Source organism: Marisediminitalea alba, from assembly GCF_002993365.1.
Taxonomy (GTDB): domain Bacteria; phylum Pseudomonadota; class Gammaproteobacteria; order Enterobacterales; family Alteromonadaceae; genus Alteromonas; species Alteromonas alba.
In genome coordinates this window covers 23,728-37,489 of sequence record NZ_PVNP01000074.1, presented here as the reverse complement: position 1 = coordinate 37,489, position 13,762 = coordinate 23,728, and the positions used below count along the sequence as shown (strand labels likewise).

At 50.2% G+C, this 13,762-nt stretch carries 14 protein-coding genes; 8 read left to right on the top strand and 6 right to left on the bottom strand.

What is annotated here, in order from left to right; genetic code table 11:
- Window positions 1-94: 94 nt before the first annotated feature.
- From C6Y40_RS08295 to C6Y40_RS08280, 4 genes are read right to left on the bottom strand one after another with little or no spacing between them, the layout of a single operon-like run.
- Window positions 95-1,093, bottom strand: coding sequence for a PepSY domain-containing protein (locus C6Y40_RS08295; RefSeq protein ID WP_105934179.1), 999 nt, complete (start codon window positions 1,091-1,093; stop codon window positions 95-97).
- A complete protein-coding gene (locus C6Y40_RS08290) occupies window positions 1,090-1,785 on the bottom strand; it encodes a PepSY domain-containing protein (protein ID WP_146129525.1) in 696 nt (231 codons plus the stop codon). Before C6Y40_RS08290 ends, C6Y40_RS08295 begins: the two co-directional genes overlap by 4 nt.
- Window positions 1,786-1,826: 41 nt before the next feature.
- Window positions 1,827-3,527, bottom strand: a complete 1,701-nt coding sequence (gene dld / locus C6Y40_RS08285; protein WP_105934177.1) for a D-lactate dehydrogenase — start codon at window positions 3,525-3,527, stop codon at window positions 1,827-1,829.
- Between the two features lie 58 nt (window positions 3,528-3,585).
- Window positions 3,586-5,286, bottom strand: coding sequence for an L-lactate permease (locus tag C6Y40_RS08280; RefSeq protein ID WP_105934176.1), 1,701 nt, complete (start codon window positions 5,284-5,286; stop codon window positions 3,586-3,588).
- 230 nt (window positions 5,287-5,516) lie between these two features.
- Here C6Y40_RS08280 and C6Y40_RS08275 point away from each other — a divergent pair, with 230 nt between their 5' ends.
- Window positions 5,517-6,422 carry a LysR family transcriptional regulator gene (locus C6Y40_RS08275; RefSeq protein WP_105934175.1) on the top strand — a complete coding sequence of 302 codons (906 nt, stop codon included), beginning with the start codon at window positions 5,517-5,519 and terminating at the stop codon, window positions 6,420-6,422.
- Here the strand turns inward: C6Y40_RS08275 and C6Y40_RS08270 are convergent.
- Together C6Y40_RS08270 and C6Y40_RS08265 are read right to left on the bottom strand one after the other, a co-directional pair.
- Window positions 6,419-7,303 (bottom strand): DcaP family trimeric outer membrane transporter, encoded by an 885-nt coding sequence (locus tag C6Y40_RS08270; protein WP_105934174.1) that lies wholly within the window; start codon window positions 7,301-7,303, stop codon window positions 6,419-6,421. The two genes, C6Y40_RS08275 and C6Y40_RS08270, sit on opposite strands and share 4 nt — an antisense overlap.
- 54 nt (window positions 7,304-7,357) lie before the next feature.
- Complete coding sequence (locus C6Y40_RS08265; RefSeq protein ID WP_105934173.1) at window positions 7,358-7,546, bottom strand: hypothetical protein; 189 nt, start codon at window positions 7,544-7,546, stop codon at window positions 7,358-7,360.
- A gap of 463 nt (window positions 7,547-8,009) precedes the next feature.
- On the opposite strand from C6Y40_RS08265, the gene C6Y40_RS08260 reads away from it, so the two are divergent.
- The 7 genes from C6Y40_RS08260 to C6Y40_RS08235 all read left to right on the top strand — a co-directional run bounded on the left by C6Y40_RS08260 (window position 8,010) and on the right by C6Y40_RS08235 (window position 13,688).
- Complete coding sequence (locus C6Y40_RS08260) at window positions 8,010-8,549, top strand: hypothetical protein (protein WP_105934172.1); 540 nt, start codon at window positions 8,010-8,012, stop codon at window positions 8,547-8,549.
- Between the two features lie 160 nt (window positions 8,550-8,709).
- Window positions 8,710-9,273 (top strand): BON domain-containing protein, encoded by a 564-nt coding sequence (locus C6Y40_RS08255; RefSeq protein ID WP_105934171.1) that lies wholly within the window; start codon window positions 8,710-8,712, stop codon window positions 9,271-9,273.
- A gap of 54 nt (window positions 9,274-9,327) precedes the next feature.
- Window positions 9,328-9,468 carry a hypothetical protein gene (locus C6Y40_RS24710; RefSeq protein ID WP_170308442.1) on the top strand — a complete coding sequence of 47 codons (141 nt, stop codon included), beginning with the start codon at window positions 9,328-9,330 and terminating at the stop codon, window positions 9,466-9,468.
- A 119-nt stretch (window positions 9,469-9,587) separates the two neighbouring features.
- Window positions 9,588-9,962 (top strand): hypothetical protein, encoded by a 375-nt coding sequence (locus C6Y40_RS08250; protein ID WP_146129524.1) that lies wholly within the window; start codon window positions 9,588-9,590, stop codon window positions 9,960-9,962.
- Complete coding sequence (locus C6Y40_RS08245; RefSeq protein WP_105934169.1) at window positions 9,952-10,821, top strand: MlaA family lipoprotein; 870 nt, start codon at window positions 9,952-9,954, stop codon at window positions 10,819-10,821. Before C6Y40_RS08250 ends, C6Y40_RS08245 begins: the two co-directional genes overlap by 11 nt.
- Entirely contained in the window at window positions 10,799-13,246 is a 2,448-nt protein-coding gene (locus C6Y40_RS08240) for an efflux RND transporter permease subunit (protein WP_105934168.1), read from the top strand. Before C6Y40_RS08245 ends, C6Y40_RS08240 begins: the two co-directional genes overlap by 23 nt.
- Window positions 13,239-13,688 carry a hypothetical protein gene (locus C6Y40_RS08235; RefSeq protein ID WP_105934167.1) on the top strand — a complete coding sequence of 150 codons (450 nt, stop codon included), beginning with the start codon at window positions 13,239-13,241 and terminating at the stop codon, window positions 13,686-13,688. The genes C6Y40_RS08240 and C6Y40_RS08235 overlap by 8 nt, the downstream gene beginning before the upstream one ends.
- Window positions 13,689-13,762 lie beyond the last annotated feature (74 nt).

Here is a 13,762-nt window from a genome sequence, read left to right as displayed (position 1 = left end):
TCAGGGGCCTGACTAAGTGAGCTAATGATAACGAAACGGGCTGTTCAGCCAATGCGGCATATTGTCGCATTGGCTGGTTTAGCGGTGCTGAAATTTACCGTTTACGCAATGTGATTTGTTGACATTTACCCACTTCTTGCTGGCAGCCTAAGCGGATCCTATTAGCAAGTTGTCGCTCATTGAGATGGTGTTTTTCGATGTCATTGACAGGGGGAGCAGAGTGACATTGCACCCGACATTTCCCACAGGTACCGGCACCACCGCATTCTGAGGGTAGATGGATGCCATGCTTACTCAGGGTAGTAAACACCGTGTCATCTGCCCGGGCTGGTAAGCTGATGGATTCGGCGCCGGAAACAAAATTCACGGTTAGCAAACAGGGCGACGCCTGCTGCTTACCCGGTGGGCCTGAGCGACTTATTAATAAGTACCCACCACTGAATGCTAACAGGCTGGTGGCAATGGCAAAAATCACGATCAGCGGGTGATTAAAAAAGCCGGTGCTAGTGTAATCCATAAAATGTAAAGTAAACATTAAATCATCAAAGCGTTGCCGGTCATTGGTGTGCCTGATGACATGCCCGGTTAATGCATCGAGATAAACGGCAGTATTAAATTCATCGGCAAACCTGACCTGCCATAGCGGATTTTGCTGGCGGGGCAGATCGTCTATTGGCGGTTTCAGTAGTACTGGTTCACCTGCCGGGGCGCTGCCTGCATAGGCCTGGCCGGCTATAGCAGCTACCTGTTCAGCGCTGATTTGCCAGGGCGCACCGGTAGTGGCATCAAATATCCGGCGTTGGCGGATAAAATAAGCGTGTGACGGTTGATTGTATTCAAACTGATAATAGGGGGCTCCGAGCACCCAGATAATCGAAACCGCCACCGGCGGTGGGGCATCTATGGCCTGCGGTGGATAGAGTTCACGGCCGGGCAGATAGCCCTCATGTTGAACTGGCTGTCGGGTTTGGACATTGGCGGCGCTGTTCATCAGGCTGTTAAAGTATAAGCCGGTTATCAGCCACACCAGCAGTTGAATGCTGACCACCAGGGCCAGCCATTTGTGCCAGTTAGCCATCATTAAGCGGATCATACGGCGGCCTGTTTACGCAGGGTCAAACGCAACAATAGCAATGCTAAACCGCTTACTGCAGCCAGCACAGAGAGCAGCGAAACCAGTCTTAACCAGCCGTTGGTGACATTTTCACCGTCGTCGTAATCCATAATGTGCAGTCGCCACAGCCAGTCGAACACATACCAGTAATGATGCCGGCGGCGGATGATGCGCCCGCTTTGTTGTTCGATATACAACGTGGATGACGCAACATCGTCAAAACTCACTACCCAAAGCGGGTTTAGAGCACCGCTGGCATCGCGGCTAATTAATGGCGAAACAGTGTTGATTGCTGCTGTGCCCGTGTAAGCATCATCAGCAATTGTGCTGGCCTGCGCCTGGCTCAGTAAGTCCTGAGGTTCGCCGGTTATGGCATCAACCACATGAATGGCACGCTGACCAGCGGCTGAACGAAATCGGTACACTGGCTTTTGCAATAACGTAACCAGCTTAATATCGGTCGCGTCCGGGTAATCAGCCAGTAGCTGCGCTGTTGAATAGCTGATGTCTTTAAGCTGAAGCGGCGCTGACTGCGGGTGGGCAAGTGGTTCGCCATGGATAAAATGAATATCCAGACAAACCATGTACAAGCCGGTGATGGCCCATAAAATAAACTGCACACCAACCAGTCGCATCAGCCATTTATGTAGCGTTCTTGTCTTTTGTATCACAGATTAACAGCAGTGGCCCCAAAGCGTCAGAAAACCACAAATCAGCAGCAACTGCAATTGCGTTTGTGTTTTTCCAGTTTGCCCACACCGGGATTAAAGGTGTTGGTGGGATCAATTCGCTGGTAAAAGGCCGCGAGTCCTTCTTCCGCTTGATACAGATGCCCCACATTGTGTTCCGCCGGGTATTTGGCGCCACGGCTGTCCAGAATGCGCAGCATTTCAGCCTTAACCTCTTTAGCATTCACGCCTTTTTTCAGTACATAATCCTGATGGAAAACATGGCAGAAGAAATGCCCGTAATACAGCGACTTGTCAATTTTATCGGTGAGTGATTCAGGCAGTTTCTCTACCCAGTCATGCTCGTTACGGCGCAGGGCAATATCCAGTGCCAGGATGTCACCCACCTCTTTTTGATGGAGTAGCTGATAGCGCACCGCCGCGCCAGCAGCGGCAAAACGATGTAAAAAAGCACTGCCTGACTCGCGTTCGGTACATTCGAAAAAGCCGCCTACCTGTTCGTTGTTGTCGAAAAACGCCGGCAAAAACGCCTGCGCTTCGGCAATGCCTTCATCGCTCATTTTGAGGATCAGGTGATGCTCATACTTTTCACGGTATTCGAGCATGCGGTCGGGCAGGTGTTCGCGAAGCAACCCTGAAACCCCTTGCATGAGGCGGTCGGTGAGAAAGTCAGGAACGAACGAAACCTTATTGAGCAGCGCGTCGATGCGGCCTTTCAGGGCGAACATTTTAGGTAACCGGTCGGTGCCAAGGTGTTTTACGCTAAGAAAGGTATCTTTGCCGTATTTGGCGGCAATATCAAAAATATCGCGGTGAATATATTCGCCCACTTCCGGTAAGTAGTTAAATTCAGCCAGGATATGGCGGCGTAAACGCGTCAGGGTATCGGGGTTATTGGTGCCGATATAAAAGGTTTTTTCCTGTTTGGCGACTTCAAAAGTGTCCAGTCTGACAGCAAATACTGCCAGTTTGCCGGCGCAGCCACTGGCCTCGTAAAGTCGGCTGGTGTCGGCGTTAAAGCGGCTTGGGGTATCGGCATCCACATCGCGCAGTCGCTCGGTGTAATCCGAGGCGCTGGCCTTTTTGTCACTGGCTGTGGTGGTGTGATCAAAGTTGCCGCTTGCTAAATTAGTGAGTATCTCCTGTGGCGTATCGCCCAGCTCAATATCCAGGTGATTGACCAGCTCCAGTTTGCCCTCGGCGGTGACCTGAGCGAACAGCGCAAGTTCAGTGTAAGCCGGGCCACGCTTAACCAGTGCGCCACCAGAGTTATTCGCCACACCACCCACAATGGATGCGCCTAAACACGAAGATCCAATCACAGAATGAGGGGCCCGGTGTAAGGGTTTAAGTGTGGTTTCCAGTTTATGCAACGTGGTACCCGGAAAGCTCAGTACCTGTTCACCGTTGCCCAGCACCACCAGGTTATCCATGGCCAGGGTGTTAATCACTACCACTTCACGGTCGTAGTCATCGCCGCTTGGTGTTGACCCTTCGGTGAGACCGGTTTTGGCGGCCTGCATTATTATGATGCAGTTATTATCGACACAGATTTGCAGGGTCTGCCACAAGCTGAGTAACGTATCGGGAAATAACACGGCCAATGCCGTGCCGGAGCCTGAACGCCAACCCGAGCGATAGTGCTCAGTGCGACGATCACCGGTAGCTACCTTGTCTTCACCGAGGAGCTGGATAAATTGCGAGAGGATAGGGGAATGACTCATTTTGTTGCTCCTGTACTCAGACCCGGATAAATCATTATTGCGAAACCGTACCGCATTGTCAGCCTAACGGGCCGTTTATATTCAGGCCATAAAGCGCCAGCATTAAGATAGCGCCGGATAATGCCACATAATAAAACGTGGGTAACAATGTTTTACGCAAAGTGGTACCTTCCTGACCCAGCAAACCCACCGTAGCACTGGCTGCCACCACATTGTGGATAGCTATCATGTTGCCAGCGGCGGCGCCCACGGCCTGGCCAGCGATGATCAGTGCCGGCGACAGATTAAGGCTCATTGCCGCCTCAAACTGAAACTGGCTGAACATCATATTCGACACCGTATTAGAGCCGGCAATAAAGGCGCCTAATGCTCCGATGGTCGGGCTGATCAGAGGGAAAGCCTCGCCAAACAGGTTGGCGAACAATAAGGCGCTGCTCATTGGCATGCTGGGCAGTTCGGCTAAGTTAACGCCGGAGTTAATAAACAGGCGCACCATGGGAATGGTAAACATCAGCACAAATCCGGCCCCGACTATGGTTTTGCCGGAGTCTTTTAAGGCGGTGGTAAAAGTGTGCTGGCGGCTTTGGCCATGACTTTGAAATACAATGGCCACCAGCGCGGCAATCAGCAGCAGGCCGCCAGGCAGGTAAAGAGGACTAAATGCTGCGCTCACACCGGCTTCACCAAGTATATCGGTCATACCAATGCTAAGACCACTGAGCAGGGCTTTGACTTCGCCTGATACCCGGGAAATCACTAACAGTAGTGCCACCAGAACATAGGGTGTCCAGGCCTTAAACTGCGACATGGGCTGTTTGCCGACATAATCGTTAGCATGTATTTCCAGCATCCCCAGCCAGGCTTTCGGCCATTCTGACTTAGGCGCAAAATCCCACGATGTGCGAGGCATCAGAAAGCCGCGTTTCGCTGCGTTAACGACCACAAACAGACTGAATAATCCGCCGATCAGTGAAGGAAATTCAGCGCCCAGGAAAATGCCGGTCAGGGCATAGGGCAGGGTAAACATTAGCCCGGCGAACAAGGCAAAAGGCAAAATAGCAAAACCTTCTTTCCAACTGCGGTTGCTGCCAAAAAAGCGGGTAAGAAATATCACCATCAGCAGAGGCATCAGGGTGCCAACAATGCCATGGATAATGGCGACCTGGGTGGTAATTAATTGGATAAACTGTTCCCAGCTCCAGCCTTCCTGAGCCAGCTGCTGGCTGATGGTGGCGGCGTCGAGCCCGTTATTAACGCCAATAATAATCGGTGTTCCCACCGCGCCAAAGGAAACCGGTGTACTTTGAACCATCATGCCAATCATTACCGCCGCCAGCGCCGGAAAGCCCAGTGCAACCATGAGCGGTGCGGCAATCGCTGCCGGCGTACCAAAGCCGGATGCGCCTTCTAAAAAGGTGCCAAAACACCAGGCGATGATGATTGCCTGCACGCGGCGGTCAGGTGAAACCTGAGCGAACCCCTGACGAATGGTTTGAATAGCACCGGTATGTTTAAGGGTATTGAGCAGGAAGATAGCGCCAAACACAATCCACAACACAGAAACGGTCACAATGAGCCCCTGAATAATCGAAGCTGCCACGCGTTGCCCACTCATATCCCATACCCACAGGGCAAGCAGTGCGGTGGCTGCCAGTACTGCTGGCATGGCTTTGCGGGCCGGCCATTGCAAGCCCAGTAACAGCAGGGCAGATAGCCCGATGGGTAATAATGCCAGCAAGCCCAGTGTGACATCACTCATAGTGTTTCTCCTGAAATCGGTATCACCCCGGGGATGATATTTTGCAGATAGGGTACATTTTTAAGCGTTTCGGCCTGCTTTCAAAGCGTCATGTTTCGACGGTGTAGAAATAATGTAACAGACTTTATTTTATGCAGTGGACTCTACAATTGTGCTGACTGTTAATCTATATTCAGATCCAATATGATTGTTTCCTTTTTTGCACAAATAAACGAGACCGGACACGTAAAATGGTAAAAGCAGATGACATGTTATTGTTTGTCCATGTGGTGGAAGAAGGCTCTTTTTCCAAAGTGTCGGCAAAGTATGAAATAACCATGTCGGTGGTCAGCAAGCGGGTGGCGCGGCTGGAAAAAGCCCTGAATGTGCAACTGCTCTATCGCACTACCCGCAAGCTTAGCCTGACAGATGCCGGCCAGGCACTGTATAAAAAGGCTAAACTTGCCCAGCAGGCTTTGCAGGACGCCGAAGACGTGGTAGCCGGTTACAGCAGTGATATTCGCGGGCGAATTAAAATAACCATGCCGGTGGTAACGGCCAATCTGGTACTTAACCAGGCATTAGTCGAATTTTGCGAACAATACCCGGGCATTGAAGTTGAGCTCAGGGTAACTAACCGGGTGGTGGATATTCTTGACGAAGGTTTCGATCTGGCGATCCGCACCGCTAATCTGGCCGATTCTTCGCTGGTGGCCAGACGGCTGGTGGACTCCAACTGGGTAGTCTGTGCTACGCCCGACTATCTGCAAACCTACGGTGAACCGGAACACCCCTATGAGCTGGAGAAGCACCATTGCCTGCTCTATAAGTATGAAGGCACAAAACCTGAAGCCTGGTTGTTTCGGGTAGATGGCGAGGACAAACTAATGGCAGTGAAGGGGCGGTATCGCACTAACACCCTGGATACTCTAAAGCATGGCGTGTTGGCCGGGTTTGGACTGGCTTATCTACCTAGGGCGCTGATCCACGAAGAGCTGGAAGCGGGTAAGCTGGTGTCGGTATTGTCGCCCTACGTTGGCAAGGAGCTGGGCATTTATGCGGTGTATCCTGGCTCACGGCAGCCCGACAAAAAGCTCAACCTGCTGGTTGAGCACTTTCGTCAGGCGCTGCAGCGCAAAAAACAGTATTTTGCTTAGAACGACATTTGGGCAGAAACCTGCAGGTAGTCTGAATCCACCGCCAGGATCCCCTCATCGTCAATGGCGTAGTTACCGTATTCTACGCCCACTTTGAGGTGTTGGTTGACCTGCTTTATCAGGTTGACGCCCCACTGTGAGCGTTTCTTTTCCAGCACATCCGTCTCGGCTGTTCCATAATAAGCGGTTGAGCGCAGGCTATCATTCCAGTGATGACGGTAAGAAAAGCTGTAAGCAAGGGTTTGTTCCACTTCGGTTTCGTCGGTGGCCGGATTGATGACGATATCCGGCGTCATGGCTGCCGAAGCGTAGCGACCCGGTTCACCGCCAGTGATTTGAAAACGAAAATCATCGCGTCCAAAAACCTTGAAGAAGCCCGCGATATTCGCGGCAAAAGCGGTTTCATCAATACCGCCTTCATCGACCTGACGGACCATACCAGCAAGGGCAACCCAGCCCCAGTCGGCATTGTGTGTGTAGCGGGTAACAAAATCAGGGATAGATTCATCCGGGTCGGCATCGTCACCACTTAAACCAATGGCGCTGGATGGTGTACCAATGTCACCATCACCCCAGGTTTCCGGGTTTTCCAGGGCAAATTCCCAGTTGCCATAGGTGTAACGAACCAGTACCGCACGCATAAAGGCTTCACCTATAAACGGGCCGCCAAAGTCCAGGGTTTCGGGCATGGAACGCACCGGCATAAAGGTGCTCCAGGCCTGGCCTGCAGTCCAGTTCTGATAGGTAAAATAGAGGTGGCGCAAGCGTGGGTTTGAGGAATTGCTGATGATTTCGTTACCGCCACCGCCGTAGAAGTCTATTTCTACGAAGCCGGTTATATCACCGTAATCGACTTTCAGATTAACCCGCGACTCCCGCACGTTGAAGCCGGTGTGAGAGGTATCGGTAGGCTCACCGCCTGGGTAGTTGGCAACTCAGTAATCCTGATAAGCGATGTCACCATTCACATGGCGGATGTCCATTTTTACATAGCCACCGATAGAGACCACGGCTTTATTATCGCCTTCGCCCTGTTGATATATTTCGATGGCGGCAACCGGAGAGGCGAGCCATGCCGAGGTTAACCCTGCAGCAGCGAGGGCTTTTAAGTTGAATGCATGCATAGAAAAACCATTATTTTGAGTACGAAAAATCAGCCACGTAATGTACGAATAAACCTGGTGGCGATATATGCTTTATGAAGAACACATTGTTTCTAAAAATGCATAAATGAATCCGAAGAGAGTCATTATCTAAGAAACACCTGAATACTGACTTCAGGTATGTAATAAGTGTAACGAAGAACACAAAGTGCATACTGATGCAGGTCAAAAAAGTCACTGGAATCAACCGAGTCCAATATTGCGCCGCAAGCATAACGGCTGGATAAACTGCTATCGTCTTTTTTGCTACACTCAAGTCTATTTGCTTAAATGCTCACCAGTTATGTAAACGAGTTGCTGAAATTGTCATAATTTCCTGTAAAAACATGGGGTAGGCGTTAGATAGCAGCGGAATAATCATTGTACGAGCCGCTTATTTAGGTAAGATACTCACATCACAACCTCAATCGCTGAAGCGTCTAAAGTGAACTCACAAAGTCAGGTTGCTCTACTGGAGTTAGAGCCACAGGAAATTAAACATGCCAAAGTCATCTCGGGTGTGTCGCCCTATGTACTGCGCAGAGTGTTTGGTTTCTGGGTGGTGTTTGTAGCGGCGATTGGTGGTCTGGTAACGGTAGCGCCGGATTTGTCGCAAACCTTTATCACCATGACCTTAGTGGTATTGTTACTATTCACATTTTTGATCTTCTATCAAAGTCGCATCGCTGAAGGCTGGCCGTCAGTGATTCACTACCATAATGCTATTGGTGTGGTGCAGGACCCGGTCGCGCGGCGTTTTTTGTTTGTTGCCGACAATCTGGTAACGGATGCTAAACCCCATGTGTTGACGCCAAATAAAAAGGCGGTTGCCATCCACTTCGACGACAGTCAGTTAACAGATGAAGAAAAATCGCTGTTACAGCAGGCCATCTGGCCGGAAGATAACTGTCTGATTGCCCTGAGTTACTTTAAAAAGCGCGAAAATATCTGTACCACAGTAAAATCGGTTGCAGGCATCAGCTGATATTATACTTTTGGGTAATTTCTTCACAGTGTCGAGAATTCGCTACACATTAGCGGGCTCTTTGTTTCTCCCGACGCTAACAAATCCAATAAAATCATATATTTAATTTTTGGCCTGAATATCGCAATAGTCACTTCGAATTCTCAATCGGAGCGACATTATGAAACGTTCAGTACTTTCTTTAATGGTTGTAGGGGTAATTACGGCATCAGCCGCGAGTCCGGCGTTAGCCGATTCAAAGTGGGAAGATAAGGCTAAAGATGCCTGGATAGACGGTAAAGCAGAAGCGACGCTTCTTTTTAATACCCATCTTAATTCTTTCGATATTAATACCGACGTGCAGGAAGGCGTAATCATCCTGACCGGTAAAGTGGACAGCAGCGTGGATAAGAAGCTGGCCGAAGAACTGGTGACTGGCATCGACGGCGTTGCATCAGTGGATAATCGCCTGACTATCATTGAAAGCGATGATGAAGAGATGATCAGTGAAGAAACTTCCAGCGATCTCACCGACGCCAAGATTGCGACTGTGGTGAAACCCCGCTTGCTTATGGATACCGACATTTCCGGTCTGGACATCGATGTAGATGTTGAAGACAGCGAAGTCACCCTTAAAGGTACCGTGGGTAGTGAAACTGAGCGTGCACTGGCAGTAGAAATTGCTAAAAACGCCTCAGAAGTAAAATCTGTAGACGACCAGCTCTCGGTGGTCGAATCTGAATAAGCCTGTCTGCGGTTGGTCGTGTCGACCAACCGCTTTTTTTGCATGGAACTGCACATGAATAACAGCAATAACAACTCATCAGCAATGAACTCAACACCCGGCATCTTTAACTGGTTTGCCCGCTATGAAGAAACGGCACATCCGAGCCAGTACGAAGTGAATCTGCCGTCAGATGATGAGCAGGAAGATGAATAGGTAGCCAGCGGTGCTACCGGTGCAAAATCCATGAGTGGCAATAAAAGCAGCGACGTGGTCAGGGACGATTAACTCTCTTACCACGAGCACTAATCAATCAGACAACCGTGGTGATAGCGATGCGAAGTTTAACTAAATGGGCATTAGGATCTCTACTGGTTTGCAGCGGTGTTTTGGCAGCCAGTCAAACAACAACAGTTTCTCAATCGGTAAACCGCTCGGTATCCGGGTGGGTGAGCAGTGATGCAGCTATGCAGACAACATTGCATTCCGAAGCGCTTACAGAGCTCGAGGCGAGCGTTGCTGAAACGCAGTTTGACAGTGCCAACCGTATGCACGCGTTGCGACTCAAAAGGATCATGTTTTATGTCACTCAGGCGCGTGCTTATGAACAGCAAAACTGGCAATACAACCGCGATGATGCGGTGCAACGTGCCAGCAATATTTTGCGTCATCATCAAATGAAGACCGGACAAGGCAGTTATGTATTATAAAGTAGTATTTTCGGCAGCGCTGTTTTTGCTGACGGGGTGTTCGTCGGTACCACCGCCGGCTCAGACTGAAGAGACGGCAGTTCAGGCAAGCGATCCCAGCGCAACTCAGCCTGCCAAAAAAGAACAATTAAGCGCCGGCAAATCGGTCTCCATAACCACTTCGCAGGGGGAAATAAATGTCGCTCCTGCGGTTGTCTCGGTGGCCAACGCGCCAGTGGCTGATCCGTCCACTGCACCGCAATATTACGATCCCTGGGAAGGGTTTAACCGTTCAGTATTTGCATTTAATCATGCCGCTTACGAATATGTACTGATACCGGTAAGTGACGGCTATAAGGCCGTGGTACCCCAGCCAGTGCGCTCTTCCGTAGGCAATTTTTTTGCTAATTTGCGTGAACCGCTGAATCTTCTGAATAACCTTTTCTCAGGAGAGGTGTCTGATGCCGGTGCTAATCTCGGCCGTTTTTTAATTAATTCTACGGTAGGGGTACTGGGGTTATTCGACCCTGCTACCAGCTGGTTTGAAATTGAGCCGAAACGACGCTCAGTGGGCGACACTCTGGCAACCTATGGAGTGGGCTCTGGCCCATACCTGGTGCTACCGCTACTCAGTCAAAGCGATGTCAGAGGCGGCTTTTCGGTATTAACCGAAGGCTTTATCCATCCGGTAAACCATGTTGCCGATGCGCCGCAAAATTATCAGCTCAGAGCCTTTGATGGCGTGGACGATTTTTCCGAGCAGTCTGAAACCTACCAGAATTTGTATAAAAACGCCGACGATCCCTACTTGTACTTCCGAAATCAGTATCTACAGGGACAGACCAGGGATTTGATGTATGAACAAAACACTGATCAATAATCTTGCTACCGGCATCGTGCGCTGGCGTTGGGCGGTGGTTATTGCCTTTGCTGCCTTGCTGGCGCTAGCCCTGACCGGTGTTGGCAAGTTCAGGATTGCCGCTTCTGCCGACACCTTGCTGGTGAAAGATAACAAACTGTATATCCAGACTCAGGTCGCTCAGCAAACCTTTAATCCCGACGAGTTTATCCTGTTAGCCTACGAGCCCCGTGAGCACGACGTGTTCAGCGACCAGACGTTCAGCGATCTGAGCCGCTTGCAGCAGGAAATTAAACAGATCCCGCGGGTGGAAAGTGTCACATCCATATTAACGGTGCCGCTTATCGACAGTGCTGATGCCCTTTCCGGTCAGACTGATGTCAGCAATCTCACCTGGCAAAAACAGCGTTATTCGGCTGCGCGGATGAAAGAACTGGTCAGCGGGCACCCGATTTTCACCGATCTGCTGATTAACCGTGACAACACGGCTACGTCCATCCAGATTGTGTTTAAGCCTAATCCGGAACTGGTGAAAATTGACCAGCAAATAACAGCAATTCAGGCGCACCTGCTCAATCGTAAACTGAGTGAAGAGGAGCAAGCGCAACTCGAAGCCCTTAAATCCCAGGCCGAGCCATTGCGCGCGGCGCTCACTCAAACCCGTAAGCAGGAAATTAACCAGTTAAACGAAATTACCCAGCCATATAATCAACGGGCCAATACTTATCTGGGGGGCTCTTATGTGGTAGGGCAGCACCTGATTGATATTATCAAATCTGACCTGGTGATTTTCGGGCTCGCCATCGCATTGGTAGTCGCATTGTTACTGGCTATTTTATTTCGCCGGGTTAAGTGGGTGGTGTTTCCGCTACTAAGCTGTGGCCTGAGTGTGACTCTGACTATTGGCGCGTTGGGTTGGGCAGACTTACGCGCCACGGTGATTTCGGCTAACTTTGTCGCGTTACAGATTATCCTGACGCTGGCAGTGATGATTCATATGCTCGGCAGCTACCGCTATATTGCCCGGGAACACTCCGATACCGAACAACACAAACGGGTGGAGCTGATGCTCAAAGACAAGCTCAGCCCCTGCTTTTTTGCCTCGCTGACGACCAGTGTTGGCTTTGCGGCCCTGCTTTTCAGCGGCCTTGAGCCGGTGATTTCTTTTGGTTTAATGATGCTGATTGCAATGATTATTTCGCAGTTAGTGAGTCTTATTCTGTTTCCGGCACTGCTGGCGCTGTTACCGGCTGGTAGCGAGGCGCAGGATTACGGCTTTATTCGCAGGCTGTTACGCCGTAGTCGTCTGCAGACGCTTAACAGACCAGGGCTGACGATTGCCGGTACCGCTCTTATTTTTATTGTGCTCAGTGTGGGCATTACCCGACTCAACGTAGAAAATTCATTTATCGATTACTTTGCCGACGACACTCAGGTGCACCGTGAACTGGCGTATATTGATAAGGAGTTTGGTGGCACCACTGCACTGGATATTATTCTTACCGTAACGGATAAACCGGACGATCCGTCGTTAATTATTAGTGCCGACAGTGTCAATCAGTTGCAATTAGTGCAACAGGCGGTAACTGCATTTGAGGCAACCGGTAGCGTAACGTCGTTGGCCAATTTTACGGCGCTGGCCACACAGCTTAATAACGGCCGACCGCTTACAGAGTATGAACTGACCAGCATTTATTACCTGCTTAACGAAAAAGTGGTAAATCAACTGGTGGGGGCATATTTTTCTGAGCAAGACCAGCGCTTACGTATTGCGATTCGGGTACAGGATACCACCGCGGGCCTCGACCGTGAGCAGTTTCTGAATAACCTCAGGCAGGATTTGGCGAGCGTGGGAATAGCCGCCGACCACTACCAGTTAACCAGCCTTTTTGTGTTATATCAGGATATTCTGAGCCGGCTATTTGACTCGCAAATCACGACTCTGGGACTGGTTTATATTGCGCTGGGTCTGGTATTTCTGGCGATTTTCCGTTCTCTCAAGGTTGCCCTTATTGCACTGCTCCCCAATGTATTAACGACGCTGGCGATTCTGGGCGTTATAGGTTGGGCGGGGATCCCACTGGATATCATGACCATCACCATTGCCGCTATCGCCATGGGGATTGCCGTGGATGACACGTTGCATTTTGTTCATGGCTATATGGCAGGGTTAAAAGAGGGCGGCGGGCAGGCTAAAGCGGCAGCTGAAGAAGCCTTTAAACACAGCGGTCTGGCCATTTTGATGACCACAACAGTTATTGCAGTTGGCTTTTCATTATTCGGTTTTTCTGATTTTCTGCCCAGTGTGTACTTTGGTTTGCTAACCGCGCTGGCCATGATCATGGCACTGGTGGCCGACCTCACCTTACTGCCCGCGTTATTAAACAAGCTGGTGGCAACGCAATCTGCGCCAGCTCAACCGCAAGGAGATAAAGCCAATGTCTGATGTATTGCGCAATGGCTGGCTGAAAGATATTTCAGCCCGCTTTTTTGCCGGACTCTTTATGTGTGTATCCGCCACCATGATTGTGATGGCAGGGCTGCATTTCTATCAAGGGTTCGCACCGGATAAGGACTTCGTGTCAGCGGTTATTAAAGCAGTTAATGATTTATTTATTGCCCTGGCAACCTACGAGCTGGCCATGGGAATTTTTAAAGAGTATCGGCATAACCAGGAAGACGACCTGTTTATGTCTATTCGTCGCACGGTAACCCGCTTCGTCAGCGTAGTGGTGATTGCTCTGGTGCTGGAAGGCCTGATTATGATTATCAAGTACAGTCAGCTCGATCTTGCCGGTAATTTATTTTATCCGGTGGCAGTAGTGGTGGCGGCCAGTTTACTCCTTATGTCGCTGGGGCTGTTTCTGCGCTGGTCACGGGATGTATAAATACCATGCGTCATTGAAGTCGTGTAGTAATTCGGCTATGGTTATGTTTATTAAGTCATTTTAAGGAAGGAATG

Excerpts from the sequence above, each read along its gene's own strand:
- C6Y40_RS08265 (WP_105934173.1), bottom strand. The coding sequence starts at position 7,546 with ATGCATGCATTCAACTTAAAAGCCCTCGCTGCTGCAGGGTTAACCTCG.
- C6Y40_RS08295 (WP_105934179.1), bottom strand. The coding sequence starts at position 1,093 with ATGATCCGCTTAATGATGGCTAACTGGCACAAATGGCTGGCCCTGGTG.
- C6Y40_RS08280 (WP_105934176.1), bottom strand. The coding sequence starts at position 5,286 with ATGAGTGATGTCACACTGGGCTTGCTGGCATTATTACCCATCGGGCTA.
- C6Y40_RS08235 (WP_105934167.1), top strand. The coding sequence starts at position 13,239 with ATGTCTGATGTATTGCGCAATGGCTGGCTGAAAGATATTTCAGCCCGC.
- C6Y40_RS08240 (WP_105934168.1), top strand. The coding sequence starts at position 10,799 with ATGAACAAAACACTGATCAATAATCTTGCTACCGGCATCGTGCGCTGG.
- C6Y40_RS08255 (WP_105934171.1), top strand. The coding sequence starts at position 8,710 with ATGAAACGTTCAGTACTTTCTTTAATGGTTGTAGGGGTAATTACGGCA.
- C6Y40_RS08250 (WP_146129524.1), top strand. The coding sequence starts at position 9,588 with ATGCGAAGTTTAACTAAATGGGCATTAGGATCTCTACTGGTTTGCAGC.
- C6Y40_RS08275 (WP_105934175.1), top strand. The coding sequence starts at position 5,517 with ATGGTAAAAGCAGATGACATGTTATTGTTTGTCCATGTGGTGGAAGAA.
- C6Y40_RS08245 (WP_105934169.1), top strand. The coding sequence starts at position 9,952 with ATGTATTATAAAGTAGTATTTTCGGCAGCGCTGTTTTTGCTGACGGGG.
- C6Y40_RS24710 (WP_170308442.1), top strand. The coding sequence starts at position 9,328 with ATGAATAACAGCAATAACAACTCATCAGCAATGAACTCAACACCCGGC.
- dld (WP_105934177.1), bottom strand. The coding sequence starts at position 3,527 with ATGAGTCATTCCCCTATCCTCTCGCAATTTATCCAGCTCCTCGGTGAA.